Source organism: Parasphingorhabdus pacifica, from assembly GCF_054779195.1.
In genome coordinates this window covers 52,688-74,465 of the sequence record NZ_BAAGYS010000006.1, presented here as the reverse complement: position 1 = coordinate 74,465, position 21,778 = coordinate 52,688, and the positions used below count along the sequence as shown (strand labels likewise).

Annotated in this window: 18 protein-coding genes and 1 riboswitch; of the genes, 6 read left to right on the top strand and 12 right to left on the bottom strand. The window is 70.4% G+C overall.

From position 1 onward, the window contains the following. Nucleotides 1–75: 75 nt before the first annotated feature. Entirely contained in the window at nucleotides 76–2,061 is a 1,986-nt protein-coding gene (locus ACYVAN_RS06430) for an FUSC family protein (RefSeq protein WP_460956679.1), read from the top strand. Between the two features lie 43 nt (nucleotides 2,062–2,104). Here ACYVAN_RS06430 and thiG read toward each other — a convergent pair whose 3' ends face one another. The 3 genes from thiG to thiO all read right to left on the bottom strand — a co-directional run bounded on the left by thiG (nucleotide 2,105) and on the right by thiO (nucleotide 4,186). Continuing rightward, the gene (gene thiG, locus ACYVAN_RS06425; RefSeq protein WP_460956677.1) at nucleotides 2,105–2,869 is read right to left on the bottom strand and encodes a thiazole synthase; all 765 of its coding nucleotides are present in this window, start codon (nucleotides 2,867–2,869) and stop codon (nucleotides 2,105–2,107) included. Nucleotides 2,870–2,873: 4 nt separating this feature from the next. Then, complete coding sequence (gene thiS / locus ACYVAN_RS06420; protein ID WP_460956675.1) at nucleotides 2,874–3,074, bottom strand: sulfur carrier protein ThiS; 201 nt, start codon at nucleotides 3,072–3,074, stop codon at nucleotides 2,874–2,876. Continuing rightward, nucleotides 3,071–4,186 carry a glycine oxidase ThiO gene (gene thiO / locus ACYVAN_RS06415; protein WP_460956673.1) on the bottom strand — a complete coding sequence of 372 codons (1,116 nt, stop codon included), beginning with the start codon at nucleotides 4,184–4,186 and terminating at the stop codon, nucleotides 3,071–3,073. Before thiO ends, thiS begins: the two co-directional genes overlap by 4 nt. Then, a riboswitch (TPP riboswitch) is annotated at nucleotides 4,177–4,285 on the bottom strand. Its footprint overlaps the gene before it by 10 nt. 82 nt (nucleotides 4,286–4,367) lie before the next feature. On the opposite strand from thiO, the gene thiE reads away from it, so the two are divergent. Beyond that, nucleotides 4,368–5,042: a thiamine phosphate synthase gene (gene thiE / locus ACYVAN_RS06410; protein ID WP_460956671.1), complete on the top strand. Its 675-nt coding sequence runs from the start codon at nucleotides 4,368–4,370 to the stop codon at nucleotides 5,040–5,042. A 109-nt stretch (nucleotides 5,043–5,151) separates the two neighbouring features. Here the strand turns inward: thiE and ACYVAN_RS06405 are convergent, their stop codons facing one another. Next, complete coding sequence (locus tag ACYVAN_RS06405) at nucleotides 5,152–6,252, bottom strand: S1 family peptidase (RefSeq protein WP_460956669.1); 1,101 nt, start codon at nucleotides 6,250–6,252, stop codon at nucleotides 5,152–5,154. Nucleotides 6,253–6,420: 168 nt separating this feature from the next. Beyond that, nucleotides 6,421–7,524 carry a hypothetical protein gene (locus tag ACYVAN_RS06400; protein ID WP_460956667.1) on the bottom strand — a complete coding sequence of 368 codons (1,104 nt, stop codon included), beginning with the start codon at nucleotides 7,522–7,524 and terminating at the stop codon, nucleotides 6,421–6,423. 129 nt (nucleotides 7,525–7,653) lie between these two features. Between ACYVAN_RS06400 and ACYVAN_RS06395 the strand changes: the two genes are divergently transcribed. Continuing rightward, complete coding sequence (locus tag ACYVAN_RS06395) at nucleotides 7,654–8,712, top strand: threonine ammonia-lyase (RefSeq protein ID WP_460956665.1); 1,059 nt, start codon at nucleotides 7,654–7,656, stop codon at nucleotides 8,710–8,712. Between the two features lie 137 nt (nucleotides 8,713–8,849). Here the strand turns inward: ACYVAN_RS06395 and ACYVAN_RS06390 are convergent, their stop codons facing one another. After that, nucleotides 8,850–9,605, bottom strand: coding sequence for a GntR family transcriptional regulator (locus ACYVAN_RS06390; RefSeq protein WP_460956663.1), 756 nt, complete (start codon nucleotides 9,603–9,605; stop codon nucleotides 8,850–8,852). A gap of 199 nt (nucleotides 9,606–9,804) precedes the next feature. On the opposite strand from ACYVAN_RS06390, the gene ACYVAN_RS06385 reads away from it, so the two are divergent. Next, nucleotides 9,805–10,941 carry an SIS domain-containing protein gene (locus ACYVAN_RS06385; RefSeq protein WP_460956661.1) on the top strand — a complete coding sequence of 379 codons (1,137 nt, stop codon included), beginning with the start codon at nucleotides 9,805–9,807 and terminating at the stop codon, nucleotides 10,939–10,941. Nucleotides 10,942–10,995: 54 nt separating this feature from the next. On the opposite strand, the gene ACYVAN_RS06380 is transcribed toward ACYVAN_RS06385, so the two are convergent. Further along, on the bottom strand, nucleotides 10,996–11,835 hold the full coding sequence (locus ACYVAN_RS06380; RefSeq protein WP_460956659.1) for an amidohydrolase family protein: 840 nt from the start codon (nucleotides 11,833–11,835) through the stop codon (nucleotides 10,996–10,998). 209 nt (nucleotides 11,836–12,044) lie between these two features. Between ACYVAN_RS06380 and ACYVAN_RS06375 the strand changes: the two genes are divergently transcribed. Further along, nucleotides 12,045–13,043 carry an N-acetylglucosamine kinase gene (locus ACYVAN_RS06375; protein WP_460956657.1) on the top strand — a complete coding sequence of 333 codons (999 nt, stop codon included), beginning with the start codon at nucleotides 12,045–12,047 and terminating at the stop codon, nucleotides 13,041–13,043. A gap of 7 nt (nucleotides 13,044–13,050) precedes the next feature. Here the strand turns inward: ACYVAN_RS06375 and ACYVAN_RS06370 are convergent, their stop codons facing one another. The 4 genes from ACYVAN_RS06370 to ACYVAN_RS06355 form a co-directional block, all read right to left on the bottom strand. Next, nucleotides 13,051–13,716, bottom strand: a complete 666-nt coding sequence (locus ACYVAN_RS06370) for a DUF3159 domain-containing protein (RefSeq protein ID WP_460956656.1) — start codon at nucleotides 13,714–13,716, stop codon at nucleotides 13,051–13,053. Nucleotides 13,717–13,785: 69 nt separating this feature from the next. Beyond that, nucleotides 13,786–14,526, bottom strand: a complete 741-nt coding sequence (locus ACYVAN_RS06365) for an ESX secretion-associated protein EspG (protein ID WP_460956654.1) — start codon at nucleotides 14,524–14,526, stop codon at nucleotides 13,786–13,788. Between the two features lie 143 nt (nucleotides 14,527–14,669). After that, the gene (locus ACYVAN_RS06360) at nucleotides 14,670–16,799 is read right to left on the bottom strand and encodes a hypothetical protein (protein WP_460956652.1); all 2,130 of its coding nucleotides are present in this window, start codon (nucleotides 16,797–16,799) and stop codon (nucleotides 14,670–14,672) included. 107 nt (nucleotides 16,800–16,906) lie between these two features. Beyond that, nucleotides 16,907–17,053, bottom strand: coding sequence for a hypothetical protein (locus ACYVAN_RS06355; RefSeq protein ID WP_460956650.1), 147 nt, complete (start codon nucleotides 17,051–17,053; stop codon nucleotides 16,907–16,909). Nucleotides 17,054–17,568: 515 nt separating this feature from the next. Here ACYVAN_RS06355 and ACYVAN_RS06350 point away from each other — a divergent pair. Further along, the gene (locus ACYVAN_RS06350; RefSeq protein ID WP_460956648.1) at nucleotides 17,569–18,384 is read left to right on the top strand and encodes an SGNH/GDSL hydrolase family protein; all 816 of its coding nucleotides are present in this window, start codon (nucleotides 17,569–17,571) and stop codon (nucleotides 18,382–18,384) included. 417 nt (nucleotides 18,385–18,801) lie between these two features. Here ACYVAN_RS06350 and ACYVAN_RS06345 read toward each other — a convergent pair whose 3' ends face one another. Then, the gene (locus ACYVAN_RS06345) at nucleotides 18,802–21,645 is read right to left on the bottom strand and encodes an AfsR/SARP family transcriptional regulator (RefSeq protein WP_460956646.1); all 2,844 of its coding nucleotides are present in this window, start codon (nucleotides 21,643–21,645) and stop codon (nucleotides 18,802–18,804) included. Between the last annotated feature and the right edge of the window lie 133 nt (nucleotides 21,646–21,778).

The window sequence follows — 21,778 nt, the reverse complement described above, 5'->3', positions numbered from 1 at the left end:
CCTTTTCGTGTTCGAGGCAGTGGAGAGCGCGCGGGAATTCGACGCTCGGCAACAAGGACAGGGGTCATCACAGGCGTGGCTGGATCGGTGTGGCAACGACTACGAGCACAGCTGGCTACCGAATCCGGGGCACCGGACCCGCGACAACGCCAGTTCGCCACGCTCGTGATTCTCGCGGTGATCACCGCGACCGGTTTCGGCTGGCTCTTCGACCTGGGCAGCGTCGCAGTGCTGGCCGGCCTGACCACCGTGTTCGCGCTCATCGCGACCGGTGGCCAGTCACTGCGCTCGGACCTGCGACGGTTCGTCTGGTTCGCACCGGCGCTCGTCGCCGTCATGACCTGCGGACCCCTACTGATCAACATTCCGGTCCTCGCCGGACTGCTGGTGGCGATCGTGGTGTTCGGCACCGGAATGCTGCCCGCTCTCGGTGACCAGTACCGGGTGGGCGGGCAGACCTTCGCCGCCGCCACCCTCGTGGCCACGACGACCGGGATCGCCCACGAACAGCCCGCGCCCGTGCTGCTCGCGGCCACCGTGGTGGGTACGGCGTTCGCGCTGCTGCTGCGGATCCTGCTGGGACTGGGCGACAGCACCCGGGCCACCCGCGGGACGGTCGCCCGCACGCTGACCGAACCCGGGGCGGGCATCGTCGAGCAGGCGGCGACCGCCTGGCGCGCGGACGGTTCGACGACCTGGCTCGGCCAGGTGCTCGCGGGCGCGACCCGCTTCCGCGCCGCTCGGGAAACGCTGCTCGCGCAAGCGCAACGCGCGGATCGAACCGAAGCCTCGCGCCTGCGACAGATCGTCGCCGAAGCCGACCTCGTCGCCGGGGAGCTGGCGATCGCGGTGCGTTCCAAGGCGTGCACCGGCCTGCCCGCCGTGGCCCGCCGCGATCCCGCCGACGCCGTGCTCCGGCGCGGCGGCCGCCAGGACCTGCCGGACGCCGCCCGCAGCATCAACCAAGGTTTCGACCGCGTCCGCAACGCCGTCGTCCAGCGCGACGAGAGCAGCACCACTCCCCCCGCGCCCGGCGGCCGTCGCCAGCGCGCGATCGGTGCCGCGCGAGCCCACCTGTCGTTGCGCTCGTCGTTGTTCCGGCACGCGCTGCGCTGCACGCTCGCCGTCGTGCCGGGCATGGTGATCGTGCTGCTGCTGCACGATCCGTCCGCGTCCAGCCTGTTGCTCGGTCTGTACGTGGTGCTCGCCCCGGCCGCGCGGGACAGCATGACCGGTGCGCTCGAACGCACCGGTGGCGCGGTGCTCGGGGTGGTGGCGCTGGCGACGCTGATCACGCTGCTGCCCGGCGCCTACCTGCTGGTGCCGCTGGTGCTCGCCGGAATGCTGCTGAGCATCGACCGGCTGCGGGCCGACTACCAGGTCCTGCTCGGTTCGCTGATCGCGGTGACCGTCGTCGACCAGGCGATGCGGCTCGACCGACCGCTGGTCAACGTGGCGATCAGCTTCGCGTCCAACACCGCCGTCGGTGCGGCCATCGCGCTGTGCATCGGTTACGTCAGCTACCTGGTGCTGCCCAGCAGCGTGACCCCGGACGTGCGCGGAGCCGTGCGGACCACGGTCTGGTCGGTCTCCGAACTGCTGCGCAGCGTGCGTGCCGCCGGGCGCGGTGCCCACCTCGCCGATGCGATGCAGGCCGCACACGTGCTCGCGTTGCGCCGCACCCAGGATCTCCTCGGATATCCGGCCCTGCTCGACGGCACCGGCGAGCAGGACGAGGGTGAACGCGCCACCCGGGCGGCGGCCGTCGCGCTCGACTCACTGCGCCAGGATGTCGCCACCCTCGCGTTTCGGCCCGAGAACGAGCAGGCGGTGGCGGTGCCCGCGCTGCAGGCCGTGGACGACCTGTTGGGCGGTCGCACCACTGCGTCGATCCCGGACGTACCGAACGGCAGCGCGCCGGCGACCGAACTACTGGCGAGCTCGCTGGTGGAGAACGCGCTGCACGCGCGGTCCGCGATCGACCAGACCTTCGGCTACGACAGCCCGTGGAAGAGTTACACGATCTCGTTCGTGCGTCCCGAACGACTCCACATCCGCTGACGCCGCCGCCCCCGGTGGGGTCTCCCCGCCCGGGGGCGGCGGGTCAGTTCGGCAGGCGGGCCGGGCTGGAAGCGTGCGCCCAGAAGCGCTCGGGAACACGCCCCGCTTGGGAGGCCAAGCGCCCAGCTTCGACCGCCGCCCGCATCGCCGCCGCCATCCGTTCAGGGTCGTTCGCCCTGGTCACGGCCGTAGCCAGCAGCACGGCGTCACAACCCAGCTCCATCGCGAGCGCGGCGTCGGAAGCCGTTCCGATGCCCGCGTCGAGCACGATCGGTACCGAGGCCCGGGCCACGATCATCTCGATGTTGTGCGGGTTCCGGATGCCCAGTCCGGTGCCGATCGGCGAGCCGAGCGGCATCACCGCCGCGCACCCGGCTTGCTCCAGCTTCGCCGCCAGCACCGGATCGTCGTTGGTGTAGGCCAGCACGACGAAGTCGTCGTCGACGAGCTGCTCGGCGGCGTCGAGCAGCTCCACCGGATCGGGCAGCAGCGTGTCGTCGTCGGCGACCACTTCGAGCTTGACCCAGTTCGTTCCGAGCGCCTCGCGGGCCATCCGCGCGGTGAGCACCGCCTCCGCCGCCGTGCGGCAGCCCGCGGTGTTCGGCAACGCCTCGATACCCAGTTTCCGAAGCAGGTCGAGCACCCCCGGACCGCCACCGGCGTCGGCCCGCCTCATCGCGACGGTCGTCAACTCGGTACCCGAAGCCACCAGGGCTCGTTCCAACACCGACAGGTTCGACGCGCCTCCGGTTCCGGTGATCAACCGGGACCCGAACTCGCGGCCCGCGACAATCAGCGGGTCGTCCATGAGCTCAACCTCCTTGCACTGCACTGAGGACCTCGACGGTGCCACCAGGCCGCAGCGGCGTCTCCGCCCACTGCCCCTTCGGCACCAGGTTGCCGTCGATGGCGACGGCGATCCCCTGCTCCGGCATCTCCAGTTCCGCCAGTGCGGCGGCCACCGTGGTCTCCTCGGGGAACTCCCGCTGCGTCCCGTTGATCACGACGTTCATGCCCTGTCCTCTCCTCTCGCCGGCTGGGCCGCCTTCGCTTCGACCGGCGGTGATTCACCTCGTAGCAGTGCGAGCACGGAATCGGCGGTCACCGGCGCGAGCAGGAAACCGTTGCGGTGGTGCCCGGTCGCGGCGAGCACACCGGGAGCCAGCCACCCCACCAGCGGAAGGTTGTCGTCGGTGCCCGGCCGCAGTCCCGCTGCCGACTCGACCAGCGCGTATTCGGCGATTCCCGGCATCAGCCGTTCGGCGTCGGCGAGCAGGTCCCGAACCCCGCCCGCGGTGACCTCGGTGTCGAAACCGACCTCGTACTGGGTCGCCCCGACCACCAGGCCGTCATCCCTGGGCACCAGGTACGCCTGCCGCCCGCGAACCGGTCCGCGGATGGTGCGCCGAGGTGGCGGCATCGCGAGCTGCCGGGCGCGCAACCGGAGTACTTCCCCCTTGATCGGTCGGATTCGGCCGTGCAGCGCCGGGTGCAGGGCCGCGGAGTGCGCCCCGGCGGCCACGACGACCTGGTCGCACCGGATTTCCGAATCGGCCAGCGCCACCTTTCCGGTGCGGGCCGCCACCGCGCGCCGCTGGACGAACTCCACACCCGAGGCGGTCGCCGCCGCGCGCAGGGCGGCCAGCGCCACCCGGTTGTCCACCGCGAGGTCCCCCGGAACCGCGAGTCCCGCACGGATCGAAGGGTCCAGCGCGGGCTCTTCCCTGCGCAGTTCGCGCCCGGACAATTCGGTGACCGATCGCCCCAGGCCGGCCAGGTGCTCGGCGAGCCTGCGGAGGTCGGCGCGGTCGGCGCTGTCCACGCCGACCACCAGCGTGCCCTCCTCGCGCAGCCCCGCGGGAAGACCGGAGGCACGCGCCAGTCGCTCGGCGAAGGCGGGCCACCGGTGGAGCGACACCGCGCCCAGGTCGAGCAGGGCCTCCTCCCCGGGCCACGCCTCGGCGATCGGCGCCAGCATGCCGCCCGCGACCCAGGAGGCACCGGAGGCCGGCTGGTCGTCGATCAGCACGACTTCGAATCCGGCGTCGGCGGCTCGCCAGGCGACGGACAAGCCGATGACGCCGCCGCCGATGACGGCGACGCGCTCGGCACGTTGTTCGGGCATTTCACGCTCCCTGCGCCGGCATGACCCGGATCAGGTACGACGGTCGGGGCGTCCCGCCCCCTCTCAGTCCGGGCTTGCCGGACTCCCGTGCGGACCAGCAACCACACTACCGCTCCCACCCGGCGGACCACCACGATCTCTCCGAACGGGCGGAGCGCTACTCGACGGCTAGGCTGGTGACATGCCTGGATTGGACGGCTTCGGTATCCGCGCACGGCTCGACGACGCACGGCTATACCTCTGCACTGATGCGCGTACCGCGCAGGACGATCTCGCGGACTTCGCGGAAGCGGCGCTGTCCGGCGGCGTCGACATCATCCAGCTCCGCGACAAGAGCCCGGACGGGGCTCCGATGGAGGCGCGACAGGAGTTGGCCGCGCTGGAGGTCCTGGCGGAGGCGTGCGTGCGGCACGGAGCGTTGCTCGCGGTCAACGACCGGGCCGATATCGCGCTGGCGGCCGAGGCGGACGTGCTGCACCTGGGGCAGGACGACATCCCGGTGGAACTCGCCAGGCGGATCGTGGGTGACCAGGTCGCGGTCGGCCGGTCGACACACGATCTCGTCCAGGCCGATTCGGCCGCCACGGAGCTGGGGGTCGACTACTTCTGCACCGGACCGGTGTGGACGACGCCGACGAAACCGGGCCGAGAAGCCGCGGGCCTCGAACTGGTGCGGCACGCGGCCGAACACCGGGGGCACGGGCGCCCGTGGTTCGCGATCGGCGGCATCGGGGCGGGCAACCTCGACGACGTGCTGGCCGCGGGAGCGGAACGGGTCGTGGTGGTCCGGGCCATCACCGAGGCGGACGATCCACAAGCGGCCGCCGAGTCCCTCCGGGCGCGCCTGCTCTACTGATGGTCCGCACGCGGTTTCGCGCGGAACCGCATCGGTGCGGTTCCGCGCGAATTCCTCGTTCGGCCGGCTCCGTTGCCCGGTTCGATCGCCCGGTCGGATCCGAATCCGGTCAGCGGGTGAGCAGGGTGAGCCCGTAGGTGCTGAGAATCTCGTTGACCGGCTGGAAGTACGTCGTGCCACCGCTGGTGCAGTTGCCCGATCCGCCGGAGGTGACGCCCTGCGCCTGGTCGCCGGACAGCCAGGATCCACCGGAGTCACCGGGCTCGGCGCAGACGTCGGTACGGGTCAAACCGTTGACGGTGCCCTGCGGGTAGCTGACGGTCTGGTTCTTGGCCTGCACGGTGCCGCAGTGCCAGCCGGTGGTCGAACCCGACCGGCAGATCGACGCGCCCACGGGGGCTTCACTGGATCCCGCGACGGCTTCGGTGCCGCCGGAGTAGTTGTTGACCAGCGGCTGCGGTGTCTCACCCGAGGAGACCTGGACGTAGCCGTAGTCGTTGCCCGGGAACGAGGAGCCGGCGAAGGTGCCGCTCGGTTGGCTGGTGCTGTCGCCGGTGTCCCCGCAGTGCCCGGCCGTCACGAAACCGCCCTGCACGGAGAATCCGACCGAACAGCGCGCGCCACCGATGTAGAAGGCGTTGCCGCCGATCACATCGGCGAGCGTTCGCGGGGATTCGGTCGACTCGACCACGTCAACCGCAGCGGTGTTCACGTCCGATTCGCGGACGAACTCGGTAGCTTCCGCGGACGTTCCCGGAGCGGTCGTGACGATCACCGAATTGCTGCGGCTGTCCACGTACCAGCCGCTGACCGATTGGGGCAGATCGCCGGTGTTCGCATTCAGTTCCTCGGCGATCGAGGCCAATTCCCGACTGGTGTGTTCGACCATCCGGGCTTCGGCGCCGACTGCTTCGGCCCGGTTCGCGGCGGCCTGGTCGGTGACCCCGACGACGAGTTTGCCCGACCCGGCGTCGTAGTGCGATCCACCGAAGGAGCCCGCGAGGTCCTCCCGCAGCTTCTGGTCCGCTCCACTGGCGCGGGCTTCCGAGGCCAACCGTTGCCGTGCCTGGTCAGCGGTGACGCCGAGGTCCCGCTGCATGGCCTCCAGCATGGTTTCCGCTTCGGCCGTGCGGGGTGCGGGTTCGGAAGCGGTCGCCGGCGCGGTGAACGCGGCGAAAGTTCCCGCTGCCAATACCACGGCTCCGGTCATTCGCGCCGTGAATCTACGTTTCATTGCGGTCTCCCTCGTCGTGATGGATCTCCGACCCCCGTCGGTGAGCCAGTATCGAGGTGACCGTGTGTCCGTTTCATCCTCCTTTCGTTGCATTTGGCGACGAAAACTTTTCGGCACCGGACGGCATCCGGGTTACTACTTCTATTACCCGCCGAACTCCTGGTTTTCGCCAGTTATCCCATTTTCCGGATCTATCGACTCGGTAATTTCCGGTTCCGCCGTCGACGTTTCATCCGTCGTCGCGGGATCCTCCGATGCTGGTGTCGGCATTTCGGAGGGTTCCGAGGCGGGCACTTGCTCGCTCGTGGCCGATTCCGGGTGCTCGTCCGGCGCGGGTTCGGGTTGGACCGAGTGCCCGTGGTCCGGTTGCTCCGATTGCTCCGGTTCCGCCGGTTTGACCGGTTCCGTTCGCGCGGCCGGCTGCGGGGCGGGCCGGACGAGGTGGCCGACCGTGGTCCCCGACTTGCCGCCGGAGACGGGCTTTCCGGCGAGGCCCTCGAAGCCGGTCACCGCGAGCATGCCGAGGCCGAAGACCATGGAACTGGTGACGGCCAACATGCCCCAGCGGATCGTCCGGCGGGAGCCGGTCGGGGGCGGGGCCGCGTGCGGTTCGGTTTCCCGCTCGGCGACCACGATGCGCGCGGTGCGGGCGTCGTCCGGCTGATCACCGGTCGTCTCCGATCCTTCCTGCACCTGTTCACCACCGGGCCACTGCATCCCGGAGGGGCTTTGCCGGATCCAGCGGGTACGCGCCGGGTCGGCCCGCTCCCCGGTCGACTCGGCCGCACTCTGTTCGCCGGACACCGACAGGCGCCGCGTCGCGGGCGGGAACTCCGGAGCGTTCCCCTCGAACGCCCGCGTGGGGGCGGCGTCCGAAATGCCCTGCCCCGTCCGGTCGTACACCCGGATCCCCTGTGTCGGCGTTTTCAACGGAACCGCCGGCGTCTGCCTGGTGGCGCGCTTCAACGCGGCCTTCGCCGCGGCGGCGTTGGCCTTGGCCGCAGCAACGTTGGCCTTCTTCTTCGTGTTCTCCAACGAACGCTGGTACAGGGCACCCCCTACGGTGATGACCACGCTCGTCAGTCCAGCGCCCCACACCGTGCCCATGACGCCGAGCTGGGATCCCAGAAAGGCCGCCGTCGCCGAAGCGAGCGCACCGCCCGCGACCTGAGCACCGGAGATGTCCATTTTCTTGTCGGTCTCGGTCGCCCCGTCTTTCGCGACTTCCGGCTTTTTCTCCGCTGCCACGGCTCCCACCCATCACGATGCTGATTGCCCCAACCCCTCAACGTGCGGGATCGCCGCCGTTCTCCGGAAAGTCACCTCCCGGTGAGAACCCCCACGACATGTAACGCCCGGATCACGAAAATGATCAACATGCCAGGTCTTCCGCCTCTGGTGCCGACCACTCCTCGGCCCGGCGGGTACCGAACCGGCGGATTCCGGGGCAAGCTCGACGGCGTGAATCCGGTGCCCGCTCCTCCACAAGTAACCGCAGCCGACATCACGGCGGCGCAGCGCACGCTCCGCTCGGTGCGGGCCGGGCCGGTGCGGACACCGCTGATTCCGGTGACCGGCGGCGATCCCGCCCGGCCGCTGTGGTTGAAGCCCGAAGGTCTGCAACCGACCGGTGCGTTCAAGATCCGGGGCGCGATGTTCGCGACCGCCATGCTCGACGATGCCGCCCGATCACGCGGGATCGTGGCTTATTCCAGTGGAAACCACGCCCGTGCGATCGCGTACGCGGGGCGCGCGTTCGGGGTGCCCGCCACGGTCGTCGTGCCGCACAGTGCCCCCGAGGCGAAGGTCGCGGCGGCACAGGCGCTGGGTGCCGAGATCGTGCCGGTCGAGGTGCACGAGCGGGAGGCCCGCGCGTACCGGATCGCCGAGGATCGCGGCGCGCACCTCATCGCTCCCTTCGACGATCCGCACGTGATCGCCGGCCAGGGAACGGTGGGGTTGGAGCTGGCTGAGGACCTGGACGTCGACGTGGTGCTGGTGCCGGTCAGCGGCGGCGGGTTGATCTCCGGAGTCGGCGTGGCCGTCAAAGCGCTCCGGCCGGAGGCTCGGGTGATCGGGGTCGAACCGGAGCTCGCGGCCGACGCGCGCGAAAGCTGGCTCGCCGGTCACCGCCGTGGCTGGCCGACCGAGGCGCGCACCCGGACGATGGCCGACGGACTCACCGCCGAACCTTCGGAGCTGACGTTCCGGCACCTGACCGAGGTGGTCGACGACATGGTCACCGTCGACGAGGCACAGATCGCCGACGCCGTTCGCTTCCTGGCTCTGGACTGCCGCATGGTCGCGGAGCCGAGCGGTGCTGTGACCACGGCAGCCGCGTTGAACCTGCCACTACCGCCGGGCCGGACGGTGGCGGTGGTCTCGGGAGGGAACATCGACGCCACAACCCTGACCACCCTCATAAACCCCACCTGAGCACGCAGCCACGGTGCAATAACCCCGACCGGTCAGGTTGCACTTTCAAGCGGCGCCAGCCGCTTTTCACCACGCACAATTCCTGTCCCGCCGCGGTTCCGCCACGGAACCCACCACCCAGCCGCAACCAGAAACCCTCAAGAAGGCGGGTTGAGGCCGGCTACGAATTTGTACCGGTCCCCCCGATAGATCGACCGCACCCACTCCACGGGATGCCCTTCGGTGTCGAACGAGTGCCTGGAGAGCAGCAGCATGGGCAATCCGACGTCGGCGCCGAGCAGATCGGCCTCTTCCGGGCTGGCCAGCGCTGTCTCGATGGTTTCCTCCGCGTGGCCGAGTTCGACCCCGAAGTGCTCGCGCAGGATCTGGTAGAGGGAACCACCCCGTTCGAGCTTGGTGGTCAGGCCTTTGAAGCGGGACAGCGACAAGTGGGTGGTTTCGATCGCCATCGGTTCGCCGTCGGCCATCCGCAGCCGTCGCAGCCGCAGCGCCGTCTCCCCGGGCCGGGACCCCAGCAGGGCCGCCAGCTCGTGACCGGAGGGCTCCTCCACCACCTCCAGCAGGCGGGACGTGGGCTGGCGGCCCTGCGCCCGCATGTCCTCGGTGTAGCTGCTCAGCTGCAGCCGCTGGGCGACCTTGGGTTTCGCGACGAAGGTGCCCTTTCCCTGTACCCGGAGCAGGCGGCCTTCGACGGTGAGTTCGGCCAGCGCCTGGCGCACGGTGGTGCGGGAGACGTCGAACTCCGTGGCGAGCGTGCGTTCGGTGGGAATCGGCGACCCCGGCGGCATCGAGCGAAGCATGTCCAGGAGGTGCTGTTTGAGACCCCAGTACTTGGGCTCGCGCTGTGCTCGTGCCGGGGTGTCGGCACCCCCGGTCGCCGACGTTTCGAGCATCGTTCCTCCTACACCGAGTGGTCACCGCGCGAGCACGCCTGCCGAGGCCTGACACTTCAGCATGCCCGAAAGTCGGCGGACTGGACGGGTTCGGGGATCACTTTCCCGGACGGAATCACATCCGCGCCACCTTCCTGGCGCGTGCGAGGTTGAGTCACACTGGGTCAGGTTGGTCTAGACCTAATTCGAGGAGCCCGGTATGCCCCAACGCCCCACTCCCGGCACCGCTGCCCCGTCCGGCGCCCCTGACCCGTCCGGCGCCGCTGCCCCTCCCAATACTGCTGCCGCTCCCGATACTGCTGCGTCGCCCGGCGCGCGGATGGCCGCCGAGATCGACGAACAACCCGGGGTGTTCGGCGACCTGATCGCGGAACAGGCCGAAATCCACCGCGTCGCCGGTCGACTGGCCAAACGGCGTCCCAGGTTCGCGTTGCTCGCCGCGCGGGGCTCCAGCGACCACGCGGCGATGTACGCCAAGTATCTGATCGAAGTACTGCTCGGACTGCCGGTCGGCTTCGTTTCCCCATCCACCACGACGCTCTACGAGGCTCGGCCCGACCTCACCGATGTGCTGTTGCTGTCGATCAGCCAGAGCGGGGGCTCGCCCGACCTCGTCGAGGTGACCGAAGTCGGACGCAGGTGCGGGGCGACGACCGTGGCGGTCACCAACACCACCGATTCGCCGTTGAACTCTGCCGCCGAGTTCGCGGTGGACGTCCGAGCCGGCCAGGAGCAGGCGGTCGCCGCCACCAAGAGCTACAGCGCCACCCTGCTCGCGCTGTACCTGCTCATCGACGCCGTGCGCGGCGGGACAGGGAGCCGGGCGACCGACATCCCGGCCCTCGCCACCCGAACCCTCGGCGACAGCGCCGCCGGGATCGACGAGGCCGTGCGGCGCTACCGGTTCGCCGACCACGTTGTCGCCACCGGGCGTGGCTACTCCTCGGCGACCGCCGCCGAAGCCGCGCTCAAACTCGCCGAGACCAGCTACCTCGCCGCGCGGTCCTACAGCGGGGCCGATCTGCTGCACGGCCCGATCGCGGCGGTCGGCACGCACACGGCGGTGCTGGCGCTGTGCAGCCAGGGGCACGGGGGTGCGGCCATGCACGACGTGCTCGACGCGGTCGACCGGCGCGGTGCCGACGTCTGCGCGATCGGCTCGGCCGCCGCGGACGTACCCGCCGCGCACCGGATCGACGTACCGGCGTGCCCGGAAGAGCTGGCGCCGATACTGGAGATCCTGCCGGTCCAGCGGCTCGCGTTGAAGCTCGCGCTCGCGCGTGGCGGGGACCCCGACAATCCGCGTGGCCTGAACAAGGTCACCCGCACTCGCTGAATGCGCACGAGATCTCGGCGACCAGCCGGCGACCGGCCACGCCGGTCGGCGGGTTCAGAGCTCGTAGACCTCGCGCGCCGTGGTGTCGAAGATCGCCGCCCGCTCGGATTCGGTGAGTCCGGAAGTCAGCTCGTGCGCCAGTTCCAGGACTTCGCGGTAGGTCGCGGCGAGCAGGCACACCGGCCAGTCCGACCCGAACATCAGTCGCCGAGGGCCGAACGATTCGAGGACCACGTCGACGTAGGGGCGGAGTCGTTCCGGGGTCACCGCCGGCCAGCTGTCCTCGGTGACCAGTCCGGAGAGCTTGCACACGGTGTTGGGCAACGCGGCGAGTCCACGGAGGGAGCCCGCCCACGGTTCGAGCTCACCCGAGGCCACCGGGGGCTTTCCGCAGTGGTCGAGCACGAAGGTCAGCTGCGGGAACCGGGCGGCCATCCTGGTCGCGGCGTCGAGCTGGTCGGGACGAACGAGCAGCTCGTAGATCAGTCCCGCATCCTCCACCGCGGCCATCCCCGAGAGGACATCGGAACGGAGGAGCCAGTCCCGTTCCGGTTCGAGCTCGACCCGGTGGCGAATGCCCTTGAGCCAACGTCCCGACGGGTGGATCTGCAGCTTGCCGAGCTGTTCGCGAACGTCACGCGCGGTCAGGTCGACCCAGCCGATGACCCCGGCGACCCGGTTGACGGTGTCCGCGAGCACCAGCAGCTCCGGGGTCTCGTCCGGATCGGCCACGGTCTGCATCAGCACCGTGGAGTCCACTGTAGACCCGAAGAGGCAGTCTCGCAGGTCAGTAGGACCGAAATCCCTGCGCAGCACCTCCATCCCGGGGCCGTTGAGCCACGCCTGTTCGCGAACATCCAGATCCCACAGGTGGTGGTGGGTATCTACGGTCATTCGCTCCTCCACACGACGCCGAAGCGCTTCAAAACCGGGCGGTCCCGATCAGGTGACCGCCCACGACCGAACCAGCATCCTCTCGCATTCCGGGGTTGTTGCCACCACCCCTTCGTCCGCTCGTTCCATCCGGAAAATCGCGGACGAAGCACGCCGTCGAAAACCCGACAACCGGCCCCAAACCCGCGCATCCGAACAGAATGGGCACCATGCACAGCGACGCAGCGGACCTCGTCCTCGGCCTGGACACCGGCGGAACCAGCAGCCGCGCCCTGGTGGCCGATGTCACCGGACGAGTCCTCGGCACCGGACGGGCCGGGGGCGGCAACCCGAACTCCCACCCGCCGGAGAGCGCGGTCGCCCAGATCGGCACCGCCGTCCGGCACGCGCTCGGTGCGCTTCCAGCCGAGCGGGTACGGCGAGGCGTGCTGGGCATGGCGGGCATCAGCAAGATGACCGATCCCACCGTGGCCGACCTCTTCGAACGCACCTGGTCCGAACTGGGCTTGACCGTTCCGATGCGGGTGATCAGCGACTCCGAGGTCGCCTTCGCCGCCGGAACGGCCTCGCCGGACGGAAGCGTGCTCATCGCCGGGACGGGCGCGATCGCGACGAGGATCGAACGGCACCGCGCGGTGGCGACCTTCGGGGGACACGGGTGGCTGCTCGGTGACGAAGGCTCGGCGTTCTGGCTGGGGCGCGAAGCGGTCCGGGAAACCCTTCGTGTCCTCGATCACCGCGCGGTTCGAGAAGACCTGGTGAACGCGGTACTGGCCGCACTCGTGCCCGAGAGCGACACCGAAGACACCGAGCGGCTCCGGAACGAGCTGATCAGCACCGTGAACGCCGCGGCACCGATCCGGCTGGCCGAACTCGCCCCACTGGTCACCACGGCAGCCGCGGCAGGAGAAGACGCGGCGGGCTGCATCGTGCACCGGGCGGCCTCGCTGCTGGCCGACACCGCGGAACCCACCCGTACGACCTCCGACACCACACCGATCGTGCTGGCGGGCGGTCTGGTCGGCGCGGGAAACCCGCTGGGCGACGCGCTCCGCGGCGAACTCACCACCAGATTCCCCGTCGAGCCCCGAACCGCCGGACCCGGCACCGCCGGAGCTGCCTGGCTGGCCGCGACCGAACTGCTCGGCCACCGCGACCCGGAACTGCACGAGCGCTACCTCACGGGCGCGAGGTCGGCCGGCCAGTGATGCCGTCTCAGCCCCTGGGGTGACGCAAGCCCGGATGATCCGTGGGCAACGCCCGCCGCAGCACCCACCAGCTCACGGCCACGCAGGCCGCGACCAGCGGCCAGGTCAGAACGACCTGCGCGATGCTGAGGCCGACCACCGAGCCCGCCATCCACAGCGGGACGAACACCACCAGCCGGATCAGATACTGCGCCACCCACACCCAGCTCGCCCGGTTGTAGGCGCGCAGCAGGTCGGGATCGCGACGCCAGCTCCTCCCCTGCCCCAGCACAGTGCCCACGACCAGTCCGAGGAACGGCCAGCGGACGACGATGCTGCTCATCCACGCGAGCGCGCTCGCCGCGTTGGTCACCAACCTGATCAGGAAGAAGTCGGCCGCGTGCCCGGTTCGCAGGGCGATGACCGCGCCCAGCATCACGGCGAGCAGGCTCACCAGCACCGCCAACGGCCGGGCACCCTTGCGCCAGCGCCACAGGGCGATCAGCGCGCCCACCCCGACAGCCGCCGCACCGCCGACCGCGATCGATTCTCCGGCGGCGAACCAACCTGCACCGAACGCGACCGGTGGCACACTGGCGTCGACGGCGCTCGTGCGTCCGCCGAGCAGCTCCATCAACGAGTCCCGATCGCGCGCGTCATCCGGGGCGCTCTGGGTCTGCCGATCCTCCGTCACACGTGCAAGCCTGCCTGACTCGGCTTCGGCCGTGCACCACCACGGCCGAAGTGATTGGCCTGAGCGGTGTCACACATCTCGCGCGCGGTCCAGCAAACCGGCGAGCTGCTCGGCGAGTCGTGGCTTGTCCGCCGGACCGCAGGTGATCACGTCCTGCCCATCCGGCGAGCGTTCACCCATCAGCAGGTAGCGCCCCTGATCGGTATCGAACCAGGTCAGCCCGGGCAGCCGGCCGCGACGGCGGTTCCGGCCGGCGCCGGTGAGCACGAAGTGCCCGAGGCGGGACTTCGGACGAGCGGTGAACGCACTCATCTCCCGGAGCCCCTCGATGGCCTCGTCGGGCGGGGCCTGACCGCCGGTGCGTTCCGCGATCGCCCGCACGGTCCCGCCCGCGCCCGGCCGGGCGTCGGGCAGCAGGTCCGCGCACACCCCCGGTAGGTCGTCCGGTGCCATGAAGCTCATGTTCAGTCCGCGGCCATCGATCAGACCGACGACCCCGACCTCTCCGGTGGCGACCACGCGGGCGGCCAGCCGGTGCCCCGCCCGCACATCGAGGAGCCCGGCTGCCGCGATCGAGACCTCGGAGCTGCACAGCAGGTAGAGCGCGTCCTCTACCTCGGGCTCGGGCCTGCCGCCGGAGGCCAGCTCCGCCGCCTCCAACTCTTCCCACACCTGCTCGGCCATCCGGCCGCGTTCTTCCGGCGGTTGCCCCGGCTGCGGGATCTCGAACGGGTACTGCCGGACGTTGAGGTTGAGCTGTTCACCAAGCACGTCCACTGCCGGGATGGACAGTGTGATCGTCTCGACCATGACAAACTCCTAAGAACTTCCAACAGGATCGTTTCGCGCGGGGCGAGTCGAACTACTCGGCCCCGCGCGCCTCCGGCGGTCCGGCTTGAATCCTCGCGAACAGACGTCCCCGGCGTGCGAGTTCGAAAGACACGAGCGAGCGATCAGAAGTCCCGATAGCTCGGAGGGGCCTCGCCCAGCACGGGCGGGGCGACCAGCCGACCTTCTCCGTAGTCTTCGTCGTAGAGGTCGTCGGCTTCGACCAGGTACTGCGGCGGCCCGGCCTCGGCGTCGGCCGGGCGAGCGGCACCGGTGCTCAGTTCGTGGCGCTCCTCGGACCCCTTCTCCTCTTCGGTCGTGAGCAACCAGGGATTCACGTGGCGGTTGGAGTAGGACGACCTGCTGGGAGTTCTCCCACCACCCGATCCCATCGGGCCGAAACCACCGTCGGGCCGCGGCTCGAACTTGGGCCCGCGCACGGGCACGGAGCCGGTTTCGGACGCACCTCGCGGCCCCGGTGCTACTGGCCTGGGATCGGCCTGCTGCGGATCAGCCTGCGGGGAACCTGCTTGCTGGGGTCCGGCCCGCTGCGGAGCCGGTGGACCTTGCTGGGGTCCCGCCTGTTGAGCCGGGCCGGGTGGTCCCGGCGGGCCGGGTGGGGGGCCTGGTTGCTGCGCGGCCTGCTGCCCCGGTGCCGCGTGCGGCGGGCTGGGAGCTTGCTGGGGAGCCGGCGGCTGCGGGGACGGTGCCTGCGTAGCCGGTGCCTGCGGGGGCGGCGGCTGGGCCGGTGCCTGCGGGGAGTAGGGCTGGGAGGTCCCCTGGTGCTGCTGAGCTCCGGGCGGCGGCCCCTCCGGCTGTTGCGGACCAGGGCGCGCCCCGGGAGCAGGCGGTGGAGTCCCGGGCGACGGGTCGAGCGCGGACCGGTCCGTTCCGCGTGGCGGTGACGGCGGTCCTTGCGGACCGTGCCCGGCAGGTGGACGCGGCATGCCCTGTGCGGGTGACGGCGGTCCGCTGGGCGGCCCCATCGCAGGGCGTTCCATCCCCTCCGGCTGCGAAGGCGGCCCGGCCGGTCCACCGTCGGCCTGCTGCATCGGCGCCCGCGTTCCCCCGGGTGGAGAGGCGGGGCCAGGAACCGGGTCATCCGCTGGGAGACGCTCGAGCTCCTCGGTCGCCGGTGCGGGCTCGTCCTGCGGCGAAGTGGCGGGGGGTTGCGAAGCGGGCACCTCCGGGGCGGGTGCCGACTGCGCACCTTGCGGGGCGGAAGGCCTGTGGTCGACTGCCTCCGGCGCGGGAGCTCCCGGCATTTCCGGTGTCTGTTCGGACGCGGTGGGCTGCTCGCCGCGCGGCGGACGCGGTGTCATCGACAGCGGTTCAGGTGAGCGAGTGATTCCTTCCGCGGCCGGCACCGGCTCGGCCCGACCGGGCTCCGGCCTCAGACCAGCTTGCCCGGGCGTGGTCGGCGGGGGTGCGGGCATCCGAGACCCGGAGGCGCTCGCGGGCGGCTCCCCGGTCGCGACGGGAGAGCCGGGTCCCGGTGGTGGCGGCGGCGGTGGGGTTCCACCGAACCAGGCGGAGGTGGCTGTGACCTGCTGCTCGACCACTGAACCGTGTTGTGCCGGCCCCACCGTTTCGGAGGAGGCCACCCGACCGTCGTTCGGACCACCTGCTGTTTCGGGTTCGGGCGAGTCCTCGAACGTCTCCGGTTCGAGAACCTCCGGTGCTCCGGTCAGATCGCCCGCGGCGACGAGTTCCCCGCTCATGAGGTCGCCGGAGCCCATGAGCGAGCCGGAACGCCCCTCCTGGCGAGGTGCTTCCTTCGCGAAGCCGTCTCCGGTGGCAGAACCCGGGTCACCGCCGCCTGCGAGCGTTCCGGAGCCCCCCGAGCCACTCAGATCTCCCGAGCCACCCAAGTCACCGGAAAACGGGGAGAGCCCCGCGGTCGGCTGCGCGCCCGCGGGGTCCGGACGGTCGCCGGCTGCCGACGGCCTGGCAGGCTGCGGCGCGCGGTGGTGCTCGTGTTCGAAGCGATCTACGAGCTGCTCGAAGCGCTCCCAGATCGCGAAGGGGTGCTGCTCGGCCACCAGCGCCGCGAACTCCGAGCGAAGGTCGAACCGCGCCGGACGCGCCTGCGGACGCGGGGCGTGCTCGCCGGCGGCATCGGTAGGCCCATCGGAGCCTGGTACCGGACTGCCGTTCCGCCCCTGCGGCGGCTGTCCCGGCGGCTGTGGCTGCGGCTGTGGCTGCGAGCCCTGGTGTCCGGTAGCCGGTTCACCCGGGTGCAGGGTGCCACGCATCGGCTCGTCGGCCCGCCTGCGTCCACCACCGCCACCGGGACGCTGTGGCCGTCCAGGTGGATCGAAACCCGCGGGCCCCGGCGTACTCGCCGGATTCTGCGGTGTTGTCACAGTTCCCCCAGATCATCGAGGCGGTCCGGTCGACCGCCCGTGCGTGCCGCTTCCACCGCCCGGTGCGGCACGTCGGCACCGGACCGCGTTCCGTTGTGCGAGCCCGTCCTCCAGGCCGCATCCAGATCGACGCGAGCGATCATCGCGTGGTTCCCGGTTCGCACGAGCGTCTGGCGTCCAGACCTTGGACACCGGTGACCGGTCTCGTCATCGCCGGCGAGGCGATCGAACCCGCGACAGCCACGTCCCCCGACGCACACCGGCCTGTCACCTGCGATCGCGACATCGTGAGTCCCCTCATCACCTCTGCTACCGCCGATCGACATTAGCAGTTGCCCCTCACCCTCATCGGTGTTTCCGGCAAGTACACCGGGCGGGAGGAGCCGATGCCCACCAAGCTGCGAGCGGATCATGCGGTCGGCGCGCCGAGTGAGGAGAACTCGCTGCGCAGCAACCGGATCACGAACGAGGACCGACAACCACAAATACTGGACCGCCCAGTGCCGTTAATCACGTTCTCCGAAACCGACGGTGGCGTAGGTCGACATCCGAAGGACAGGGTGGGGTCTGTTCACCACACCACGCGCGCGCGAAAGAGCGCAGTGCTCCGGAATTCGCAGCGCATCTCGGGCGACGGCACTGCGGGGAAAGGACCTTCATGCAAGGCAGATGGGAGCAGCACGCCAGCCGGACCGGCGTCGAACACGGGTGGGACAGCTACGTGGCTCTCGGCGACAGCTTCACCGAGGGGCTTGAGGACCCCCGGCCCGACGGTCAGTACAGGGGATGGGCCGACCGGCTGGCGGAAGCGCTGGCCACCCGCAACGCGGACCTCCGCTACGCCAACCTCGCGGTCCGCGGCAAGTTGATCCAGCAGATCGTCGACGACCAGGTTCCGCAGGCCATCGCGTTGCGGCCCGCGCTCGTGTCGTTCAGCGCCGGGGGCAACGACATCATCCGTCCCGGCAGCGATCCGGACACCCTCGCCGACATCTTCGACCGCGCGGTGCGCGACCTGCGGGCCGTCGGCACGCACGTGCTGATCAGCACCGGGTTCGACACCAGGACCACGCCGGTCCTGCGACACGTCCGCGGCAAGGTGGCCACCTACAACGCGCACCTGCGCGCCATCGGCGACAAGCACGATTGCTCGGTCCTCGATCTCTGGTCGATGCACACCCTGCAGGACGCGCGGGCCTGGAGCACCGATCGCCTGCACCTGTGCGCCGAAGGGCATCGGCGAGTAGCCCTGCGGGCCGCCGAGGTTCTCGGGTTGACCGTCACCGAGGACTGGCGGGAGCCGTGGCCCGAAATCCCCACCCGTTCCTGGCGGGTGCAACGAGCTCAGGACATCCAGTGGGCCCGCGAATACCTCGCGCCATGGGTCGGACGACGACTCCGCGGACGTTCGAACGGTGACGGCCGCGTGGCGAAGCGGCCGGATCTCGAAACGATCTGCGGGACGCAGCGCTGACCGGAACAGGTCTCACCGAAACAGGCGAGACTGGCCGGAAAAGGGGCGAGACTGGCCGGAAAGACGAAGTGCGGGCCCTCGACAGTCGAGCGAAGGCCCGCACTCACCCCCACGTCCATTCGGGACGTGCGCTTCCCCGAATGCTCCCCCCACCGGTTCCGGCTCCCGGTTGCCCCCTGCAACGGAGGCCGGAACGGATCCACCGGGTGACAACACCCCCTAGGACGTCCCCAACGCCACCCGGATGTGGACCACCTCCCCGTGATCCGCACGATGACAACTTCGCAACCGCCGCTAGACGATCGCTAAGCGCCGACTAAACGCTGCTGCTGATCTGCGGCGATGCGGTCACAACCCGCTCGCACCACCGGCCGGACCGGTCCGGCCGCACGTGCGGTCACCGCGCGGAGAGCACGCCTAAGCCGTCTCGGAGGCCGTCCCCAGCCGTTCGCGCACCTCGTCCGTGCGAGGCGACCCGCCCGTTTCGAAGATCCCCAGTGCCGTCTCCCAGTGTTCCCGCGCCGTCGCCTGATCACCGCGGGAGTTCGCGACGTCCCCCAACCCCAGGTGGGCGGCCGCCTGCCGCATCGCGGAACCGCAGCGCTGCGCGACGTCCAGCGCCTCGTGGTGGTAGTGCTCGCCCTGTTCGACGCACCCCAGCTCGACGCTGACCTCACCACAATTGTTCAGCACCATGGCCAAGGTGTCGAGATCATCGGCCTCCCGATACATCCCCTCGGCCTCGCGCAGGTGCCGCAGGGCGGCTTCCAGCTGCCCGTTGACCTGCTCGACCTGCGCCAGGTTGTTCAGCGCACCCGCCTCCCGATACCGATCCCCCATGGTGCGGTAGACGCGCAGCGCGTCCCGGCAGTGCATCTGCGCTTCCGCGTAGCGCTCCAACCGGAACAGGATGCTTCCCATGTTCACCTGGGTCATCGCCAGCCAACTCGGATCACCGGTGGCGACCGCGCCCCGGTACGACTCGGCGTAGTGCGCGAGCGCTTCGTCCAGCATCCCGGACCTGGCGTACGCGACCCCGAGACCGGCCGACATCAGCACCTTGCCCGCCGAGTCGCCGACGGCGCGGGCCGAGTCCAGGCCATCGGTGTAGATCTGGATCCAGTCCTCCCACGGGCACCGCACGGCGAGGTAGTTGAACTGCAGTCGCACCAGGGGCCACGCGTACTCGTGCAGCCCGTCGCTGTTGGCCGCGCGGACGGCCGCCACCACGTTCGGCCATTCCGCGTCGAACCATTCGAGAGCCTCGATGCGGTTCTCGATGGATGGCCTGGCGGTGCCCGTGGATTCGGCGGAGAAGTCGAGCTCGTCGCGGGCGGGCCGGAGGAACCGCCGAGCGTGGTCCGCGACGACGAGGTAGTAGTGCAAAAGCCTGCGGAGGGCCTGCCAGTCCTCTTCGGACGGTCCGGCCGCGGTCGGCGACTCCTCGCCGGACGCGGCGAGGAGGTCCCTGGCGTAGAGCCGGAGCAGATCGTGCATGCCGAACCGGTCCGACTCCGGTTCGGTCACCAGGTGCGCCAACGCGAGTGCTCGCAGCCTGCGGCGGGCGGTTGCCTGGTCGGTGTCGCAGAGCGCGGCCACCGCGTGCACGGTGAACGTGTGGCCCGGGACCAGGCCGAGCAGGCGGAACGTCGCCGCCTGGGTGGGGTGCAGACTGCGGTATGAGATGTCGAAGGCCCGCCGGACGCTGGTGTCGGCGTCGTCGATGTCGAACGCGTGCAACCGGTTGCTCTCATCGTGCAACTCGTCGACCAGGTCGGACACTCCCCGAGCCGGGTTCGCCGCCAGTCGTGCGGCGGCGATGCGCAGGGCCAGCGGGAGCCCGCCGCAGAGTTCGGCGAGTTCCCTGGCAGCGGCCGGTTCCGATGCGGACCGACCGGGAGACCCGGCCCGGTCGAGCAGCTCCAGTGCCGTCTCGGTGGGCAACGTCTCCATGGGCAGCACGCGAGCACCGCTCCGCACGACGAGACCGTCGAGGCGACGTCTGCTGGTGACCACCACCAGCGATTCGGAACTGCCCGGCAGCAGTGGCCGAACCTGCTCCGAGTCCCTGGCGTTGTCGAGCAGGACCAGCACCCGGCGCTGCGCGAGCAGCGACCGGTAGAGCGCCGTGCGGTCGTCGAGGTCGATCGGGATGGCATCGGCGGCCACCCCGAGCGTCTTGAGCATGCTGGTCAACGCCTCGCCCGGGGACAACGGTGCCCGTTCCGAGTCGAAGCCGCGCAGCGAGGCGTAGAGCTGGCCGTCCGGGAACCACTGCGCGACACGCCGCGACCAGACCACCGCGAGCGCGCTCTTGCCGACACCGGCGGTACCGGTGAGCACGGCGAGCAGGTTCGCCGAGCCACGTTCGCGCTCGTCGAGCATTCGATCGAGGGCGCTGATCTCACGGGATCGGCCGACGAATCCGGCCGGGGCGGGAGGGAGCTCGGCAGGCACGGGGCGGGCGAAACCACCGTCCGGCACGGAGTCCTGCTCGGGTTCGGCGGGCGCGGGGGCCAGCAGCGATTCGTCGTCCCGCAGCATCCGCTCGTAGAGACCGCGCAGTTCCGGCCCGGGGTCGATGCCGAGTTCGTCGGCGAGCCGCTGCCTGGCGGCGTGAAAGCGCGCTTGCACGTCCGCGCGGTGCCCGGCTCGGTAGCCGGCCAGCATCAGCTGGGCGATCAGCCGCTCCCGCAGGGGGTTCTGGTCGACCAGTGTGGACAGTTCGACGAGCAGCTGCTGGTGGCGTCCCAGCTCCAGGTCGGCATCGACCCGCTCTTCCAGCGCCACCAGACGGAGCTCGTCGAGATTGGGCACGACCATCCGGTGCAGGAGGCCGGAGGGCACGTCGGACAGCACCGGGCCGCGCCAGAGCGCGATCGCCTCCGCCAGCACCGCGGAGCGCTCGGCGGGTTCGAGGCCGTGCGCGTGGTTGACCAGCGACCGCGCGCGGTGCGCGTCCACCCGGTCACCGTCGACGCGCAGCAGGTAGCCGGGAGAGCGGGTGACGATCTGCGGGTGTCCTTCGTCACCTCCGGCCCCGGCGCAGTCCGCGAAGAGCTTGCGCAGCCGCGAGATGTAGCCGTGCAGGATCGTCCTGGCCGTCGCGGGCGGGGACTCGCCCCAGAGCGTGTCGATCAGCCGATCCATCGACACGACCTGGTTCGGTTCGAGCAGCAGGCAGGCCAGCACGCTCCGCGTGGACGCGCTGCCGAGTGGCTGGGGCGCCCCGTCGACGAGCACTTCCAGAGGACCGAGCACGCGGAACTCCATGTGCGAGCTCGGCCCGCCGGGTGGGCTGTCCTGCGGCGGCATAGTCCCCTAAATACCTGACTCGGTCAGCTCCGGGAAGCTGCGTCGTTGACCCGACCTGCCCGGCGCCGACCGCACTGTT

Excerpts from the sequence above, each read along its gene's own strand:
- thiG (WP_460956677.1), bottom strand. The coding sequence starts at position 2,869 with ATGGACGACCCGCTGATTGTCGCGGGCCGCGAGTTCGGGTCCCGGTTG.
- thiS (WP_460956675.1), bottom strand. The coding sequence starts at position 3,074 with ATGAACGTCGTGATCAACGGGACGCAGCGGGAGTTCCCCGAGGAGACC.
- thiO (WP_460956673.1), bottom strand. The coding sequence starts at position 4,186 with ATGCCCGAACAACGTGCCGAGCGCGTCGCCGTCATCGGCGGCGGCGTC.
- thiE (WP_460956671.1), top strand. The coding sequence starts at position 4,368 with ATGCCTGGATTGGACGGCTTCGGTATCCGCGCACGGCTCGACGACGCA.
- ACYVAN_RS06405 (WP_460956669.1), bottom strand. The coding sequence starts at position 6,252 with ATGACCGGAGCCGTGGTATTGGCAGCGGGAACTTTCGCCGCGTTCACC.
- ACYVAN_RS06395 (WP_460956665.1), top strand. The coding sequence starts at position 7,654 with ATGCCAGGTCTTCCGCCTCTGGTGCCGACCACTCCTCGGCCCGGCGGG.
- ACYVAN_RS06390 (WP_460956663.1), bottom strand. The coding sequence starts at position 9,605 with ATGCTCGAAACGTCGGCGACCGGGGGTGCCGACACCCCGGCACGAGCA.
- ACYVAN_RS06385 (WP_460956661.1), top strand. The coding sequence starts at position 9,805 with ATGCCCCAACGCCCCACTCCCGGCACCGCTGCCCCGTCCGGCGCCCCT.
- ACYVAN_RS06380 (WP_460956659.1), bottom strand. The coding sequence starts at position 11,835 with ATGACCGTAGATACCCACCACCACCTGTGGGATCTGGATGTTCGCGAA.
- ACYVAN_RS06375 (WP_460956657.1), top strand. The coding sequence starts at position 12,045 with ATGCACAGCGACGCAGCGGACCTCGTCCTCGGCCTGGACACCGGCGGA.
- ACYVAN_RS06365 (WP_460956654.1), bottom strand. The coding sequence starts at position 14,526 with ATGGTCGAGACGATCACACTGTCCATCCCGGCAGTGGACGTGCTTGGT.
- ACYVAN_RS06360 (WP_460956652.1), bottom strand. The coding sequence starts at position 16,799 with ATGCGTGGCACCCTGCACCCGGGTGAACCGGCTACCGGACACCAGGGC.
- ACYVAN_RS06355 (WP_460956650.1), bottom strand. The coding sequence starts at position 17,053 with ATGATCGCTCGCGTCGATCTGGATGCGGCCTGGAGGACGGGCTCGCAC.
- ACYVAN_RS06350 (WP_460956648.1), top strand. The coding sequence starts at position 17,569 with ATGCAAGGCAGATGGGAGCAGCACGCCAGCCGGACCGGCGTCGAACAC.